Source organism: Rhizobium sp. 05L429, assembly GCF_056397645.1.
Window position 1 is genome coordinate 1 of sequence record NZ_JBFTNV010000028.1, and the last position, 16,627, is coordinate 16,627.

14 protein-coding genes are annotated in these 16,627 nt (G+C 62.1%); 6 read left to right on the forward strand and 8 right to left on the reverse strand.

The genetic code is table 11. The features are described from left to right. Positions 1-83 precede the first annotated feature (83 nt). From AC1DNW_RS25135 to AC1DNW_RS25150, 4 genes are read left to right on the forward strand one after another with little or no spacing between them, the layout of a single operon-like run. Positions 84-425: a DUF3088 domain-containing protein gene (locus AC1DNW_RS25135; RefSeq protein ID WP_477854684.1), complete on the forward strand. Its 342-nt coding sequence runs from the start codon at positions 84-86 to the stop codon at positions 423-425. A gap of 12 nt (positions 426-437) precedes the next feature. Continuing rightward, positions 438-1,670: an acyl-CoA dehydrogenase family protein gene (locus tag AC1DNW_RS25140; protein ID WP_477854685.1), complete on the forward strand. Its 1,233-nt coding sequence runs from the start codon at positions 438-440 to the stop codon at positions 1,668-1,670. Continuing rightward, positions 1,667-2,992: an LLM class flavin-dependent oxidoreductase gene (locus AC1DNW_RS25145; RefSeq protein ID WP_477854686.1), complete on the forward strand. Its 1,326-nt coding sequence runs from the start codon at positions 1,667-1,669 to the stop codon at positions 2,990-2,992. Before AC1DNW_RS25140 ends, AC1DNW_RS25145 begins: the two co-directional genes overlap by 4 nt. A 35-nt stretch (positions 2,993-3,027) precedes the next feature. After that, positions 3,028-3,879, forward strand: coding sequence for an NADPH-dependent oxidoreductase (locus tag AC1DNW_RS25150; RefSeq protein WP_477854687.1), 852 nt, complete (start codon positions 3,028-3,030; stop codon positions 3,877-3,879). Positions 3,880-3,913: 34 nt separating this feature from the next. Here AC1DNW_RS25150 and gcvA read toward each other — a convergent pair whose 3' ends face one another. Next, entirely contained in the window at positions 3,914-4,924 is a 1,011-nt protein-coding gene (gcvA, locus tag AC1DNW_RS25155) for a transcriptional regulator GcvA (protein WP_477854688.1), read from the reverse strand. 298 nt (positions 4,925-5,222) lie between these two features. Here gcvA and AC1DNW_RS25160 point away from each other — a divergent pair, with 298 nt between their 5' ends. Next, positions 5,223-6,830 (forward strand): ABC transporter substrate-binding protein, encoded by a 1,608-nt coding sequence (locus AC1DNW_RS25160; RefSeq protein WP_477854689.1) that lies wholly within the window; start codon positions 5,223-5,225, stop codon positions 6,828-6,830. A 14-nt stretch (positions 6,831-6,844) separates the two neighbouring features. After that, positions 6,845-8,464 (forward strand): ABC transporter substrate-binding protein, encoded by a 1,620-nt coding sequence (locus tag AC1DNW_RS25165; RefSeq protein ID WP_477854690.1) that lies wholly within the window; start codon positions 6,845-6,847, stop codon positions 8,462-8,464. Positions 8,465-8,555: 91 nt separating this feature from the next. Here the strand turns inward: AC1DNW_RS25165 and AC1DNW_RS25170 are convergent, their stop codons facing one another. From AC1DNW_RS25170 to AC1DNW_RS25200, 7 genes are all read right to left on the reverse strand, one after another. After that, positions 8,556-9,974, reverse strand: coding sequence for an FAD/NAD(P)-binding protein (locus AC1DNW_RS25170; protein ID WP_477854691.1), 1,419 nt, complete (start codon positions 9,972-9,974; stop codon positions 8,556-8,558). A gap of 131 nt (positions 9,975-10,105) precedes the next feature. Further along, complete coding sequence (locus tag AC1DNW_RS25175) at positions 10,106-11,350, reverse strand: acyl-CoA dehydrogenase family protein (protein ID WP_477854692.1); 1,245 nt, start codon at positions 11,348-11,350, stop codon at positions 10,106-10,108. A gap of 69 nt (positions 11,351-11,419) precedes the next feature. Continuing rightward, positions 11,420-12,478, reverse strand: a complete 1,059-nt coding sequence (locus AC1DNW_RS25180) for an aldo/keto reductase (protein WP_477854693.1) — start codon at positions 12,476-12,478, stop codon at positions 11,420-11,422. Positions 12,479-12,490: 12 nt separating this feature from the next. Then, a complete protein-coding gene (locus tag AC1DNW_RS25185) occupies positions 12,491-13,426 on the reverse strand; it encodes an ABC transporter ATP-binding protein (protein WP_477854694.1) in 936 nt (311 codons plus the stop codon). Next, entirely contained in the window at positions 13,404-14,399 is a 996-nt protein-coding gene (locus tag AC1DNW_RS25190; protein ID WP_113310425.1) for an ABC transporter ATP-binding protein, read from the reverse strand. The genes AC1DNW_RS25185 and AC1DNW_RS25190 overlap by 23 nt, the downstream gene beginning before the upstream one ends. Beyond that, on the reverse strand, positions 14,399-15,403 hold the full coding sequence (locus AC1DNW_RS25195; protein ID WP_477854695.1) for an ABC transporter permease: 1,005 nt from the start codon (positions 15,401-15,403) through the stop codon (positions 14,399-14,401). The genes AC1DNW_RS25190 and AC1DNW_RS25195 overlap by 1 nt, the downstream gene beginning before the upstream one ends. Beyond that, positions 15,400-16,389 carry an ABC transporter permease gene (locus AC1DNW_RS25200; RefSeq protein ID WP_113300525.1) on the reverse strand — a complete coding sequence of 330 codons (990 nt, stop codon included), beginning with the start codon at positions 16,387-16,389 and terminating at the stop codon, positions 15,400-15,402. The genes AC1DNW_RS25195 and AC1DNW_RS25200 overlap by 4 nt, the downstream gene beginning before the upstream one ends. Positions 16,390-16,627 lie beyond the last annotated feature (238 nt).

Sequence of the window (16,627 nt, forward strand, 5' to 3'; positions counted from 1 at the left end):
GCGCGAGAATTTCGGCCTCAATCGCCCGGCCAACCGCTTCGCAGATGCCGGCAGTGCTGCGGCCGCCGAATAAGGAGAAATGAATGAGCCACGACAAGCTTTATCTCATCGAACCGGGTTTTTCCGACCCCAAAAAGCCGGGCGTCAGCTTCGTCTGCCCCTATTGCAACGCCATCGAGGGACTGCTGGCGTCCTTCCCGGATCTTGCGAGCAAGATCGAGGTGGAGCGGGTTCCCTTTCCCCGGCCGCGCGCAAGCGTGATCGCCGCCGTCGGCGAGGAGCACCAGTCGTTGCCGGTGCTGGTTCTCGCCGAGAGCGCGCCTGTAGATGCCGAACATTGGAATGGCGTGCATTTCGTCAATAAGACCGACCGCATCCTCGAACTGCTTGCCGAGCGCCATGGTTTCCCGCGGCTTCATAACTGAAGGAAGAGCACCATGACCGTGAAGCCTGGAACGTTCGAGCCTAGTCAGCCGGAGCCGACCTCAAAGCCGCCCGCCCTCTTCCAGGCGGACCTCGATAACCCCTATCTCGCCAAGGCGGCCGAACTCACGGAGATCTTTGCCAATGATGCTGTCGAACGCGACCAGCTTGGCGGCCGACCCCTCGAACAGATCAGGCTTCTGAAGGAGAGCGGCCTCGTCAATCTGCTGATCCCGAAGGAATTCGGTGGCGAGGGTCAACCCTATTCGACCGCGCTTAAAGTTCTGCGTGAATTTTCCAAGGTCGATGGTTCGCTTGGTCATCTCTTCGGCTATCACTTCAGCCCGCTCATGAACGCGGCGACGGCAGGCGACAAGCGTTCGCAGGAGATCTTGCGCCGCTCAGCGGACGGCCGCTGGTTCTGGGGCAATACGACCAACAGCTTTTCGAAGAGCCTGTTCGGCCGAAAGACCGCCGGTGGTGCCATCCTGAACGGCTTTCGCCCCTTCGCCTCCGGCTCGCATGTCGCTGACTATCTCATGGTCGCCTGGGAAGACGAGGAAACCAACCAGCGCAGCTTTGCCTATATCCCGGCMAATCGTCCGGGTATTATCATCGCGGACGACTGGGACGGAATTGGCCAGCGCCAGACGGGCAGCGGCAAGGTTTTTTACAAGGATGTCCGGATCGACGGTGACGAGATCCTGGCGGAGCGTCCGCGCGATCCGATCGCGCTTCTGGCGCCCCAGCAGCAGCAGAGCGTGCTCCTCAACGTCTTTATCGGCACTGCCCAGGGCGCGCTCGCGGCAGCTCGCGACTATACGGTCACGAAATCACGGCCCTGGATCTATTCTGGCGCCGAGCGACACGTCGACGATCCCTGGATCAAGCGGCAATATGGTGAGCTCTGGACGAAAGTGCAGGCTGCAACCGCGCTTGCCGACCGCGCAGCGCAGGCGATTGACGCCGCATACGCTAAAGGTGCTGCGCTGACGGCGGATGAGCGCGGCCAGACGGCAATTGCCGTTGCTTCCGCCAACGTGCTGGCCGGCAAGGTGGCCCTCGAGGTCACAAGCGAGATCTTCGAGGTCATGGGCGCGCGTTCGGCGGTGCGCGCTCATGGTTTCGACCGGTTCTGGCGCAATGTGCGCATCCATACGCTGCACAATCCGGCCGAATACAAGACACGCAATGTCGGGGCATGGTTCCTGACCGGCGACTATCCCGAGCCGGGAATATTCCAGTGAGCGGACGCGAACTTCATCTCAACATCAATATCCTGCATTCCGGCTTTTCGCCCGCGGCCTGGCGGATGGAAGGCAGCGATCCCCGCGCCTCCTTCGATGTCAACCACTATGTCAATGTCGCCAGGATTGCCGAACGCGGCACGTTCGATGCCGTATTCCTCGCCGATCAGGCGGCGATTTCGGACCGGGTGGATTTCAGGCCGCTAACCTCCCTCGAACCGACGATCGTACTTGCGCTGGTCGCCGCCAACACGCAACATATCGGTCTCATCGCCACAGCCTCGACGACCTATAACGAGCCCTACAATATCGCCCGCCGCTTTGCGACACTTGACCATGCGAGCGGCGGCCGGGCCGGCTGGAACATCGTCACCAGTGCCGACCTGTCGCAGAGCCGTAATTTCGGCCTCGAAAAGCCGGTCGCCCACTCCAGCCGTTACGAGCGCGCCGGCGAATTTACCGCCGTCGTCAAGGCGTTGTGGGACAGCTGGGAGGAAGATGCCTTCATCGGCGATGTCGCGACCGGCCGTTTCGTCGATCCGGCACGCGTCCATGCGATCGCCCATCGCGGCAAGCATTTCCAGGTGCATGGACCGCACAATATTCCCCGCCCGCCACAGGGGCATCCGGTTCTCGTGCAGGCCGGCGGCTCGGACGATGGAAGAGAGCTTKCGGCCGAACATGCCGAAGCCGTTTTCTCCGCCTCGCAATCCTTGGAGGAGGCGCTCGATTATGCCGGCGACCTGCGCCGGCGTGCTGCCCGCTTCGGCAGGCCGGCCGGTAGCATTCTCGTGCTTGCCGGCCTTGCAACGATCATCGGCAGTACCGAGATCGAGGCCAAACGCCGCCAGGAGGAGCTGAGCGAGCTGATACCGCTCGAATATAGCCTCGCACGACTTGCTGGCGTGCTGCAGCTCGACGCCAAGAACCTCGACCTCGACGCGCCGCTGCCGGACGAAATTCCGCTGCCACCGGATGGCGGCCATACATTCTTCCGCGCGACGCTGGCGCTCGCCAAACGGGAGAGGCTCAGCGTGCGCGGCCTGATCCGCGCCTTGAACGGGGGCACCGGCCATCGCACCATTGTCGGCACGCCACAAGACGTTGCCGACGACATCGAACGGTGGTTTGTCGCCGGTGCAGCTGATGGCTTCAACCTGATGCCGGACGTGCTGCCGCACGGACTCGAGGTCTTCGTCGACGAAGTCGTGCCGATCTTGCGCAAACGCGGACTATTCCGGCAAGCCTATAGCGGCCGGACGCTTCGCGAACATCTCGGTCTTGCCCGCCCGGCCAATCCTTATGCGGCCGCGGCGGAATAGCGATCGGCAATGACAGCAGGCAGGAGAAAATCGATATGACGCCATCAACAGCAGCGGAAAGAAACGTCGGCAATGACAGGCTGAAGGCGCTTGCCGGCGAGCGCTATCGCAATAAGCAGCAGCTTTCGGGCGATTGGACCGAAACCGTCGAGACCATCCTCTCACATCGGAGCGTGCGTCACTATCTGCCGGACCCGGTACCGGCGGAGGCTGTCGAGCTTGCCGTTGCCGCCGCCCAGTCGGCACCGAGTTCCTCGAACCTCCAGGCCTGGAGCGTGGTTGCCGTCGAAGATGTGGAACGTCGCAGGCGTTTGAACGCGGTTGCCGGCAATCAGCGGCAGATCGCCCAGGCTCCGCTTCTGCTCGTCTGGCTCGCCGATCTTGCCCGACCGCGCAAGATTGCAACGGAGCGTGGCGCGACGGCCGAAGGGCTCGACTATGTGGAAAGCTTTCTTCTTGGCGTGATCGACGCGGCACTCGCCGCCCAGAACGCCGTCGTCGCCCTGGAATCTCTTGGCCTCGGCACCTGCTATATCGGAGCGATCCGCAACGACCCTGAAACGGTCGCCCGCGAACTTGCCCTGCCGGACGGGGTCTTTCCCGTTTTTGGCCTGACGGTCGGTTATCCCGATCCGGCGGTGCCCGCCGGCGTCAAGCCCCGCCTGCCGCAAACGAGCGTCCTGCACCGCGAACGCTATCAGGACAGCGCACCGGCCGACGATCTCGCCGGTTACAATCATATTCTCAGAACCTTCCAGACAGAACAGACAATGCCTCTGATCGACTGGACCGATCAGGTTCGCAATCGCATCGGCACGGTAGAAGCGCTCAAGGGTCGCCATGTGCTTGGCGAGGTGGTGCGCAAACTGGGGTTCCGGCTGAAATAGGCCGTCCCGGCCTACCCCTGCACGACGCACAATCTCACTCGGCGGCGATCATGTCGAAATCGGATCGAGGGCCGCGGGATGAAGCGACCTCGATCGTCTGCGCGGCGCGCGCCTCGGCAAGCAGCCAATTGCGGAAAAGATCGACCCGCATCAGCCGCGCCTTGTGGGCCGATGTGACGAAGAAATAGGAAGAGCCGACCGCCTGCGGGCTACCGAAGGGGCAGACGAGCCGCCCACTGCGGATCTCGGCTTCCGCGAGCCTTATCTTGCCAAGGCCGAGCCCCTGGCCGGCGACAGCCGCATCGAGCACCAGAGAGGACTGGTTTAACCGGAAGCCACCGCGCGCCGGGCGATAGGAAAGTCCCTCGGCGCGTAGCCAGGCATGCCAGTCGGGGCAGGCATGGTCATGCTCAGCACCCTCCTCATGAAGGAGCGGCACGTCTTCGATCGCCTCCGGTCGCTCCCAGAGCCCGTGGTGGTCGGCAAATTGCGGACTGCAGACCGGCACGACCGCCTCGGAAAACAGATGATCGACTGCAAGGCCGGGATAGGCGCCGCTGCCAAAGCGGATCACGCAATCGGCGTCACCCGCGTCGAGGTCCGTCAGATCTGTCGAGGCTTCGACCAGAACCTGCAGGCCKGGTGCCGCGCGTCGGAGCGCATCGAGCCGCGGGATCAGCCATTTGCTGGCGAAGGACGGCGCGACGGACACCCGGATCGGCTGCTCGTGATCGCTCGTCGCAAATTGCGTCATGGCCGAAAGGACGGCATCGAAGGCATCCGTCAGTCCTGGCATCAGGGCATGGCCTGCCGGTGTCAACTGCAGCTGGCCGCGCACACGGTTGAACAGCGGCTGGCCAAGGTAGTTTTCCAGGAGCCTGATCTGCTGGCCGACGGCGGCCGAGGTGACATGCAGCTCTTCGGCGGCACGGATGAAATTGAGATGACGCGCCGTCGCCACGAAGGCGCGCAGCGACGTCAGCGGCGGCAGACGGGCAAGCGTCGGATTGATGGTCTTCCTGCGGTGGGGCGCGAGCGTGTTCATGAGCTGATTGCACCACAAACAGACCAGCCAAGACGAGAACCCGCTTTGCGCCGATAACCCGGCCGGAAACATTTCCTTGCGCGTGACCACCCCGCCGGGGAAGCAAAAACTAAAATCCAAAAATTGTCTACCAAAAGACTAGATTATTGCTGCCCCGGCACGCCCGCCGATTTGCGCGAAGCTTTTCTTTCGAGCGCTGCGAGAAAAACATTCTTCTCGATTTCCCCTCCCCCGACCGATCATGCGCGCTCACCAAGGCTTGGGCCTCAGTAGGCCGAAACGGACACGGAGGGTCGTTATGGATATCAACAGACGTCAGCTCAATCAGCTCTTCGCTTTCACGGCGCTCAGCGCCGTCGTGCCCATCGGCCGCTTTGCAGAGGCAGCGGAGCCGGTCGCCGGCGGTACGCTCAATCTGCTCGTCCAGCCGGAGCCGCCCACACTCGTCACCCTTGCGCATACGGCAGGCCCGACCACACGCGTGTCCGGCAAGATCACGGAAGGATTGCTGGCCTACGGGCTGGACTTCAAGCCGATTCCACAACTTGCGACCGCCTGGCACGTCAGCGACGACGGGCTGGAATATCGTTTCGAACTCAGGCAAGGCGTCAAATGGCATGACGGCAAACCCTTTACCGCCGAGGATGTTGCCTTCTCGATCCTGGCGCTGAAGGAAGTGCATCCGCGCGGCCGAGCCACCTTCTCCAGTGTCAAGGAAGTGGCGACACCGGATGCCCATACCGCCATCATCCGCCTGTCGAAGCCGGCGCCCTATCTGATCGGCGCCTTGCAGGCGAGCGAATCCCCGATCGTCCCCAAACATGTCTATGAGCGCGCCACCGATCTTGCCGGGCATGCAAACGGTCGCGCCCCGATCGGCACCGGTCCTTTCATCTTCCGTGAATGGGCGGTCGGCAGCCATGTGATCCTGGATCGCAATCCCGACTATTGGGACCAGGGCAAGCCCTATCTCGACCGCATCGTCGTCAAGTTCATTCCCGATGCCAGCGCCAGACTTGCAGCACTTGAGACCGGCGAAGTCGATATTGCTCCCGATACACCGGTGTCGCTGAGCGAAATCGACCGGCTGAAAGCCTCGCCCACGCTTGCCGTCGATGATCGCGGCAACGATTATTCGCCGACTGTCTATCGCATCGAATTCAACCTACAGAACGAGTATTTCAAGCACGACAAGGTCCGCCAGGCCGTGGCGCATGCGATCGATCGGCAGACCGTCGCCGATATCGCCTTTTACGGCTATGCGGTCCCGGCGCCGAGCCCGATCAGCCCCTTCCTCAAGGCTTTCTATAATCCTGATGTCCCGGTCTACGCCCATGATCCGGCAAAGGCCGAACAGCTACTCGACGAAGCCGGCTTCCCACGCGGGCCAGACGGTGTGCGCTTCGAGGTGCCGCACGATGTCATGCCCTACGGCGACACCTATACCCGTATCGGTGACTACCTGCGCGATGCGCTGTCCAAGATCGGCGTCAAGGTGACGTTGCGCGGACAGGATGTGCCGACCTGGCTGAAGCGCGTCTACACCGACCGCGATTTCGCTTTCGTCACCAACGGCATGGGCAATACCTTCGATCCGACCATCGGCGTGCAGCGTCTCTACTGGTCGAAGAACTTCAAGAAGGGCGTGCCTTTCTCGAACGGCTCGGGCTACAACAATCCGGAAATCGACGCGATCTTCGAACAGGCCGCGGTCGAGAACGACAGGGCCAAGCGCGTCGAACTCTTCAACCGCATGCAGGTGATCATCGCCCGCGACCTGCCCGATATCACGCTCGTCTCCTTCCGGCAGCTGACTATCTTCAACAAGAAGGTCCATGACCATACGGTGGTTGCCGACGGTCTCTCGGGCAGCCTCTCCTCCGCTTATCTCCTCAAGAACGCCTGACAGGGACGATCCTCATGAGCATTAATCGTCGCACCTTCAACCAGCTGCTGCTCTTATCCACCGCCAGCACGCTTGTGCCCTCGTTCGGCCTCAGGGCCGCTGAGGACAAGCCGAAGCCGGGCGGAACGCTGAACTTCATCGTCGAGCCCGAACCGCCGACAATCCTGGCGCTGGCGCACACCGCCGGCGGCACCCAGAAGGTCAGTCCGAAGATCACCGAGGGGCTGCTGACCTATGACTTCGACCTGACGCCGAAGCCGCAGCTTGCAACCGAATGGTCGATTTCCGAGGATGGCTTGAGCTACACGTTCAAGCTACGACCCAATGTGAAATGGCATGATGGCAAGCCCTTCACCGCCGATGACGTCGCCTATTCGATCGAACTCTTAAAGCAGGTCCATCCGCGCGGGCGCGGCACCTTCGCCAATGTCGTCAAGGTCGAGACACCCGATACGTTGACGGCGGTCATCCGCCTGTCAAAGCCCGCGCCTTATCTGCTCAGCGCGCTCTACGCGGCGGAATCGCCGATCGTGCCGAAGCATATCTACGACAATGTCGCGATCGCCGACGTGCCGCTCAACAAGAACGGCAGCGCACCGATCGGAACCGGCCCCTTCGTCTTCAAGGAATGGACGCGCGGCTCGCATATCATCCTGGAGCGCAATGCCGACTACTGGGATGTAGGCAAACCCTATCTCGACCAGATCGTCATCCGCTTCGTGCCCGATGGAGCAGCACGAGCAGCTGGATTCGAGACTGGCGAATTCGATATCGGCGGCGACAATCCGATCCCGCTCAGCGATCTCGAGCGCATCAAGGCGCTGCCGAATATCAGCGTCGACTCCCGCGGCTACGAAACCAAGGGCGACCAGACGCAGCTCATCTTCAATCTCGACAACGAATATCTGAAGGATGTGAAGGTTCGCCGCGCCATCGCCCACGCGATCGATCTCGACGTCATCCTGAACACTGTCTGGTACGGTTACGGCCATATCTCGCCGACACCGATCAGTACCTTCCTGTCACGCTACCACGACGCGTCGATCAAGCCCTATGCTTACGACCTCAAGGCAGCCGAACAGCTTCTCGACGAGGCCGGCTACAAGCGCGGCGCCGACGGCACCCGCTTTGCCCTCAGGCTCACCCACAATTCATACAATGAAGGCTTCAAGCGGGTCATCGAATATCTGAAGCAGAACCTCACCCGCATCGGCATTGCCGCGACGATCGATTCATACGATTTCTCGACCTATATCCAGAAGGTCTATACCGAACGCGTCTTCGACGTGACAGCCGAATATCTCGGCAACCAGTTCGATCCGACACTCGGCGTCCAGCGCATCTACTGGTCGAAAAACTTCAAGCTCGGCCTGCCCTTTTCCAACGCGGCCCATTACGCCAATCCGGAGGTCGACCGGCTGCTGGAGGCGGCATCGGTCGAAATCGACGAGCAGAAGCGAAAGCAAGAATTCAACGATTTCCAGAAGATCATCGCCGACGAAGTTCCGGTGGTGAACCTGATCGCGCTAGAAAATGTCACGGTCTTCAACAAGCGGGTGAAGAACCACACGATCGGCGCCGAAGGGGTCCAGGCTAATTTCGCCGAGGTCTATATCAAGGACGGCGAAGGCTGACGGTTCGGGGGTCACGACCAGCCTTCACGGATCAGGGGCGCATCGTCAGATGCGCCCCTGATCCTTTCCGGTCTATCGCACGAATGGCCGCTCAAGAGGCGGCGCGGGCCGGCGTGAATTTCGCCAGGATGCGGTCGGCGAGCGCGATCGCCTGCGTGCGCTGCTCGGTGATCGAGCTCGATTCCCAGGCCACGCCACGTAGCGGATGGCCGATGGCGCTCAAGTTGCGGTGAACGCGCCCTTCCTCATTGATGAGGTCGCCGTCGGCGGTGGCATCGATGCCGAAGCCGGTCGAATGCGGGCGCACCTCGCCGCTTGAAAGAAGCTGGCGAACGAACGGATCAGCGATTTGCCGCCAGTCATGCAGCTGATGTCCGCGGCAATCGATCACACCGCCGAATACAATCTCCTCGAGGCCTGCCGCGGTCTTCAAGGTTGCTGCAATACCGTTTTCATCAGGCCTCAGCGCCAGCAAGCGGGCCGTCCCATGGACGAGCCGCCCCTGCGACCGCGCTTCTTCGACGCTGCGGTGGCTTTCCGGCGCGGATCGATGTGCCGTCACGTCCCAGAAGGCCCTCAGATGACGGGCAAAGCGCAGTCTTTCCCGATCGTTGGCATTCTGCCAGAGCGGCAGGATGTGGGGGCGAATGGCAAGCGGCAGCCCCTGCCAGTCCCCACCGGCGGCGGCAAGCTCGCGCCGTTCCGCCTTGACGCGCGCAAGCAGGTCGCGCKCCGTCGAAGGAAGCGGTCCCTCGGCGAGAAAGTCACGGGCCGGATCGGCATTCCTGCGACCCTCGACGAACTGGCCCCGCCGCGAAATCACCCGGTAGCGTCCACGAAAGCCCCTCGCCTCCATGCTCGCGACCGCATCGACCATCGAGAGACTGGCACCGATGATGAGGATATCGGAACTGTCGCTCAACCGGTCGAGCGCTGCCAGGTTCCAGGGGTTTTCGGCAAAGCGCGGATGTCCTGCCACAGCCGCCTCGGCAGGGCGCAGATCGGGCTGGAATACCCCGAGTGCCAGTACGGCTTCGTCCGCTTCCAAGACAGTGCCGCCCTTGGTCGCTACACGGACCCGGTGTGGCGATGATGACAGATGTGCTGCCGACGAGCGGACATGCTGCAGGCTCGATCCGGAGCGTGCCTGTGCAACCGCGCGCTTCAGTTCGTCGCGCACATAGGTCCCGTAGAGATGGCGCGGCGGGCTGCTTGCGGCAACGTCTGCGGGCGGCTGCCAGCCGTTGGCGGGGCCGTTTTCGGCAAGCCAACGGGCCAGATGACCCATATCCTCGGGATAGAGCGAGAAGATCTCGGCCGGTCCGTTGACGAGATGGGCCGGGTCGCTGGTGCTATAGGCAACGCCGCGACCGAGCTCGGTACGTGGCTCGATGATGGTGATCGACAGCCCCACCGTCGTCCGGTCAAGCAGTTTGAGCGCCGTCAACGCGCCGGCGAAGCCGCCGCCGATAATGATGACGGAATGGCCTGGCTTTGGATCGAAATGCATGAGACCTMCCTCCCCGTCACACAGATCCGGGGGATGACAGCAAGAAAGGCGCACAGATCTCCTGTCGGCGCGGCGGCCGGACATCAGGATGACCTCAAGTGATAAATGGAAGCGACGCGACGGGCCGGGTTCTAGAAGACCTTGCCTTCCTCCAGATGCGTCGTCGTTCCGTTGATGTAGAAATCGCCGACCACACGCGCCTTGTGTAAAAGCGGATTATGGTTGAGCACGGTGCGGATATTGCGCCAGTGGCGGTCAAGGTTGAGATGTCTCGATGTCGCCGAACCGCCGCCGAGCTCGAAGACGTTGGTTGCGGCAGAAAGCGCGATCTGAGAGGCAACGATCTGCGTACGCGCCGTCGTCAGGGCGCTTTCGACAAGAGCCGCTTCCAAGCTTTCCGGATCTCCTGCGCCAAACGCCGCGACGGAACGGTCAAGCGCACGGGCCGCCTCGCGGATCAGCGTATCGACCGCAAAGGAGCCGCTGGCGATCTCGCCCAGGATTTTCTGCACAAAGGGGTCGGCATTGGCCGTCTCGGCCGCACTATGGGCGGCCGAACGCGCCTGCCTGCGCACGTAATCGGTACCTTCCGCCACTGCGCCGCGCACCGCACCGGCCATGGAGGCGGCAAGGTGGAGTTGACGCAGGGTCGATGTATGGCGCCCGACAAGCGAATTGAGGCCGCGCGTGGAAATCTCGTGGCGCAGGACCTCGACGTCCTCAAGCAACACGCCGCCGCTTGCGGTCAGCCGCTGGCCCATGCCGTCCCAGTCGTCGAGAATGGTGATGCCCTTGCGGTCGACCGGCAAGAGAACGCTGACGAGTTGGTCCTCGTCACCTTTCGCGCTGAAGGAAGCGAAATCGGAAAAGGCCGTGCCCGTCGCATACCATTTGCGGCCGTTGAGGCGGTAGCTGTCGCCGGATTTCGAAAGCCTTGTTGTCACCTCGCCGGGCCGCTTTGTGCCCTGTTCCGTGTGAGCGCCGCCGAACAGCTTGCCGGCAAGCACTCTGGCAAGCTGTGTGCGATCGAGCGCAGTATTCGAATTGAGAATGAGGCTCTCGGTGAAATTGAAATGGCTGCGAAGCGCATGTGCGACATTGGAATCGGCCGCACCGATCGCCATGATTGTCTCGATATAGTCGAGGACACTGCCGCCCGGTCCGCCAAGCGAGACGGGAATGCGCAACGCTCCGAGACCGGCCTGCTTGAACAGGCGGAAAGCCTCAAACGGAAGCTCGCGATCGAGATCGCGCCGTGCCGCTTCCTTGCCGATTTCGGCTGCGAGCGCCGGTACTGTCGAAAGCAGGGCTGCAAGATCGGAATCGGGCGTTGATCCACCTGCAGATAACAGCACGGAAGAGGTCGGAGTGGCCATGGTCAAGCTTTCAACGGCGGATTTTTGAGAATGGGGAGGATCCACGCGAGCGGATCCTCCCTGACGGCCTCAGGCGACGGCGCGCGTCAGCGACACGACATTGTCGGTCCCTACTTCGCTGACACGCGGAACGCGCCCTTCGACCGGATGGCTTGGATCGTTGAAGCCCGGCGTCGACRGATGACCGGCCGTCACCAGCCTATCGACCAGGGCCTCGTMCTCGGCATCGAGCTTGACGTCGAGCGCGCGGATGTAGCTATCCCAATGCTCTTCGGTGCGCGGACCGGTGATGGCGGCCGAGATCAGCTTGTTGTTCAGCACCCAGGCGAGCGCGAACTCAGTCGGCGTAATGCCCTTGCGGTTGGCATGGGCAGCGATCTCCTTGGCGATCGCAATCGATTCCGGACGCCATTCGGTTTCGAGGATGCGCTTGTCGCCACGGCCTGCACGCGTATCGGCACCCGGTTCCTTACCCGGCTCATATTTGCCGGTCAGCACGCCGCGGGCGAGCGGCGAATAGGAGACAACGCCGAGGCCGTAATGGTGGGCGGCCGGCAGTTGTTCGGCTTCGGCCGTGCGGTTGACGATGTTGTAGAGTGGCTGGCTTGCGACCGGTCGGTCGATGCCGAGCTGATCGGCAAGATGGGCGATCTCGGCGATGCGCCAGCCGCGGAAATTCGAGACCCCGAAGTAACGAAGCTTGCCAGCGCGGATAAGGTCGGCAATGGCACGCACCGGCTCTTCGAGCGGCGCGTCGAAGACAGCGCGGTGGAAATAGAGGATGTCGATATAGTCGGTGTTCAGGCGGCGCAGCGAATTCTCCACCGTCTCGATCACCCATTTGCGCGAGTGGCCGCCAAGGTTCGGGCCCTTGGTGTGCGAGTTTACGAACTTGGTCGCCAATACCCAATGATCGCGGCTTGACTTGATGCCGCGGCCGACAACCTCTTCCGACTTGCCGTCGTGATAKACATCGGCCGTGTCGATGAAGTTGATCCCCTGGTCGCGGGCCTTGTCGATGATGCGGAAGGCGACCTCATCGGGCGTCGGCCCGCCGAACATCATGGTTCCAAGGCTGAGCGGTGACACTTTGAGCGCGCTGCGCCCAAGATAGCGATAATCGACCATTTCATTCTCCATTCATTGAGCGTGGTGACAGGCGACGGCATGGCCGGCGCCGAACTGGCGGAATGCCGGATCCTCGGCCCGGCAAATATCGGTGGCAAACGGACAGCGCGTGTTGAAGCGACAGCCGGACGGTGGATTGTGCGGACTTGGCAGGTCGCCCGTGATCGGGGCGGCCTGTTTGCGGCGCGACGGGTCGGGCACGGCGGCAAGCAGGGCCTGCGTATAGGGATGCTTGGCGCCGTTCCAGAGGTCGGCGGTCGAGGCGCTTTCGACGATACGCCCGAGATACATGACGAGGACACGGTCGGCGAAATAACGAACGACGGACAGATCATGCGAAATGAAGAGATAGGAAAGCGACAGCTCTGTCTTCATCTCGACCAGAAGGTTGAGGATCTGGGCCTGGATCGACAGGTCAAGTGCCGAGACCGGTTCATCGCAGATGACGAGCTCGGGCTGCAAAATCAAAGCCCGGGCAATGCCGATGCGCTGGCGCTGGCCGCCGGAAAATTCGTGCGGATAGCGCTCCAGGGAATCGCGTGGCAGGCCGACATGCTCGACCATTCCTGCAGCGATCGCATCGCGTTTCCTGCGATCGCCAATGCCATGCACGGCAAGCGGCGCCGTCAATATCGTGCGAATGGTTTGACGCGGATTGAGCGAGGCGAAGGGGTCCTGGAAGATCATCTKGATGCTGCGGCGKATCGACTGCAGCTCTCTGTTCGACATGGCCGTAACGTCGCGGCCGCGAAAGCGGACCTGCCCGGAAGACGGCGTGACGAGGCGCGTCAGCGACTTGCCGAGCGTCGACTTGCCGCAACCGGATTCGCCGACAAGCGCAACTGTCTCGCCTTCAGCGATTTCCAGTGACACGCCATCGACGGCACGCACCGTGCCGGCGCTGCCTGGATAGTGGGTGGAGAGCCTATCGACCGACAGGAGCGACATGAGCGACCTCCGCATGGACTGAAACATAGGGGCAAGCGACTTCGCGGCCCGCTGAGATGGAAAACAGCGTCGGCACCGCCTGGGCGCAGGCGGGACGGGCGACCGGACAGCGCGGGCGGAAGGAACAGCCCTTCTCGCCGGCGGCCGAGACGATGGAGCCCGGAATTTCGGCTAGCGGCCCATCGCGATAATGATAATCGGCCGTCAGCCGCGGCGAGGCCGCCAGCAGGCCGCGTGTATAGGGATGATAAGGCGTGTCGAAGACCGGGCCGGGAAGCCCCTCCTCGATCTTGCGGCCGGCATACATGACGACGACACGATCGGCCCATTGCGCCACGATGCCAAGATCGTGGGTGATGAGGATGACCGCCATATTCAGCTTGGCGCGCAGATTATCGAGAAGCTGCAGGACCTGCGCCTGGATGGTCACGTCGAGCGCGGTCGTCGCCTCGTCGGCGATCAGAAGTTTCGGGTTGCAGGCAACGGCAATCGCGATCATCACGCGCTGGCGCATGCCGCCCGACAACTGATGGGGATAGTCGTCAATGCGGCGGGCCGGCTCCGGAATACTGACGAGGTCCAGAAGCTCGATCGCCCGGGCACGCGCCTGGCGGCGGCTGAGATCCTCATGGATCCGCAGTACCTCGATGATCTGGTCACCGATCGACAGAACCGGATTCAGCGAAGTCATCGGCTCCTGGAAGATCATTGCGATGTCGCGCCCGCGAACCTTCCGCAATTGCCGTTCCGATAGCGTCAGCAGGCTGCGACCGTCAAACAGGATCTCGCCGCCCGCCCGGGCGTGCCGTGGCAGGAGGCCCATCAGGGCAAGGGCCGTCAGCGATTTTCCGGAGCCGGATTCGCCGACGATCGCCAGCATCTCTCCGGGATTGGCGTTAAAGCTGACGCCCTTGACCGGCTCTGCGGTCGCAAAGCGGACGGAGAGATCGCGGACTTCGAGAAGATGGCTCATCAGCGTTCCTCCGAAAAGCGCGGATTGAGCGCATCGTTGAGACCGTCGCCCAAAAGATTGAGTGCCAGTACAGTAAAGACGATCGCGAGGCCCGGCAGCGCCGTCAKGTACCAGGCTGTGCGGATCACGTCGCGACCGGCACCGATCATCGATCCCCAGGAGACGCGATTGGGATCACCGAGCCCCATGAAGGATAGCGCCGATTCCATCAGGATGGCACTGGCGACCATGACCGAAGAGGTGACGATCAGCGGCGGCAGGGCGTTCGGCAGGATTTCGCGAAAGATGATGCGTGCATGGCCGAAGCCGAGGCTTCGCGCCGCAAGCACATAGTCCTTCTCGCGGATGGAGCGGAACTCGGCCCGCGTCAGGCGCGCTACCGTCGGCCAGCTGACAATGGCGATTGCGATGGTGACGGTCGAGGTCGTCGGCTGGGCGATGGCGACCAGCACCACGAGCAGCACGAAGCTCGGGATTGTCTGGAAAATCTCGATGACTTTCACCAGGATGTCGTCGACGATCCCGCCGAAATATCCCGCCATCGCGCCGATCGTGATGCCGGCAGAAAGCCCGAGGGCGGTCGCCGCGATTCCGACCGTAAGCGAAATGCGCGCCCCGTGCAGGATGCCTGCGAGAACATCGCGTCCCATCGAATCCGTACCGAGCGGATAGGACGGGTTTTGGCCCGGCCAGAGGAACGGTCGCGCCACCATCTCCATCGGATCGCCTGGATAAAAGACGGGGGCAAGAAGGGCTGCGAGTGCGGTGGCGATCAGGAACAGGACGCCGAATAATGCGGTGGGGTTGGACAGAAAGACCTTGAGCTCACGGCGCAGACCGCGCCAGGCAATCCCGGGTACGGCGGCGGCGCGCACGTCAGGCGCATGGATATGCGTCCAGCGCGGCTCGGCTGGTTTTTCGGACAGTGGCCGCGAGGCGTCGCTGTCGTGCTCGGCCAGATCGATTGCGCTGCCGGCATAGGTATGAAGCTTCTGACTGGTCATCGGCTGGCTCCGATTCTGGGATCAATCCATGCCTGCAGCAGATCGACGGCCGCGTTGGCGACGATCACCAGGAAGGAGGACAAGAGCAGGATGCCGAGCAGCACGGAAAAATCGCGGGCCATCACGGCTTCGAAGGCAAGCCGGCCGAGTCCCGGCCAGCTATAGACGGTCTCGACCACGACAGCTCCGCCAAGCATACCACCGAAATGCATGCCGGCCATTGTCGTGATCGGKATCAGCGCATTGCGCAGCACGTGACGCGTGGTCAGGAAGAATGGCGACACGCCCTTGGCGCGGGCGGTGCGGACGAAATCCTGCGACTTGACCTCCAGCATCGCCGCGCGCGTCAGTCGCGCATAGATTGCCAGATAAAAGAGGGAGAGCGAGGTTGCCGGCAACACCATGTAGCGGATCCGGTCGAGGAGTGCCGGTAGCCCGGTGAGCCGCGATCCGATCGTGCTGTCGCCGCCGCTCGGCAGCCACCCGAGCTTGACGGAAAAAAACAGAATCAGCATTAGGCCAATCCAGAAGCCGGGAATGGAATAAAACAACAGCGAGACGACCGATATCACCCGGTCGGCAAGCCTGCCGGAAAAGGTTGCCATCAACGCGCCGAGCAGCAGACCGACGGCAATGGCGATCAGCAGCGCGGCCAGCATCAGCGTCAGTGTTCCGGGCAGCCGCTGACCGATGAGATCGGCAACCGGCATCCCGTAGCGCGGTGAAAAGCCGAGGCTGAAATGCGCCAGGTTGTCCAGATAGTTGGCGAGCTGCACGAGAAGAGGATTGTCGAGCCCGAAACGCTGGCGCAGAGCCGCCATGGTTTCCTCAGTGGCCGAACCGGATTCCGCCGCCATCACGTCGGCTGCATCGCCCGGCGCGAGTTTGAGCAGGAAGAAACTCAGTATGACGATGCCGAGCATGGTCGGCACGGCCTGAATGACGGTCTTTCTGATCGTGCGGGCGACCCGCTTGAGTGCCGACATGGATTTCCACCTCGCGTCGCCGGAAGAATTTCATCGTGTTGCGTTGCGATAGTAGTTGACTAAATCTGTGGGTTTTGTCAAATCCATATTAGTAAATAATTCCAAGAAGAGATCGAATATCGAAGTCTTTTGAAATTATTTAACGCCACATGAGCATACATTCGAATTTCTTACCGAAGCAGGTCCGGAATTGGGTAAAAAACTCTACGGCTGCGCCGAAGTATGGAAAGGCGAACCC

What these genes read in the sequence shown, in the direction of transcription:
- AC1DNW_RS25135 (WP_477854684.1), top strand. Translation starts at nt 84, where the DNA reads ATGAGCCACGACAAGCTTTATCTCATCGAACCGGGTTTTTCCGACCCC.
- AC1DNW_RS25150 (WP_477854687.1), top strand. Translation starts at nt 3,028, where the DNA reads ATGACGCCATCAACAGCAGCGGAAAGAAACGTCGGCAATGACAGGCTG.
- AC1DNW_RS25160 (WP_477854689.1), top strand. Translation starts at nt 5,223, where the DNA reads ATGGATATCAACAGACGTCAGCTCAATCAGCTCTTCGCTTTCACGGCG.
- AC1DNW_RS25165 (WP_477854690.1), top strand. Translation starts at nt 6,845, where the DNA reads ATGAGCATTAATCGTCGCACCTTCAACCAGCTGCTGCTCTTATCCACC.
- AC1DNW_RS25175 (WP_477854692.1), bottom strand. Translation starts at nt 11,350, where the DNA reads ATGGCCACTCCGACCTCTTCCGTGCTGTTATCTGCAGGTGGATCAACG.
- AC1DNW_RS25190 (WP_113310425.1), bottom strand. Translation starts at nt 14,399, where the DNA reads ATGAGCCATCTTCTCGAAGTCCGCGATCTCTCCGTCCGCTTTGCGACC.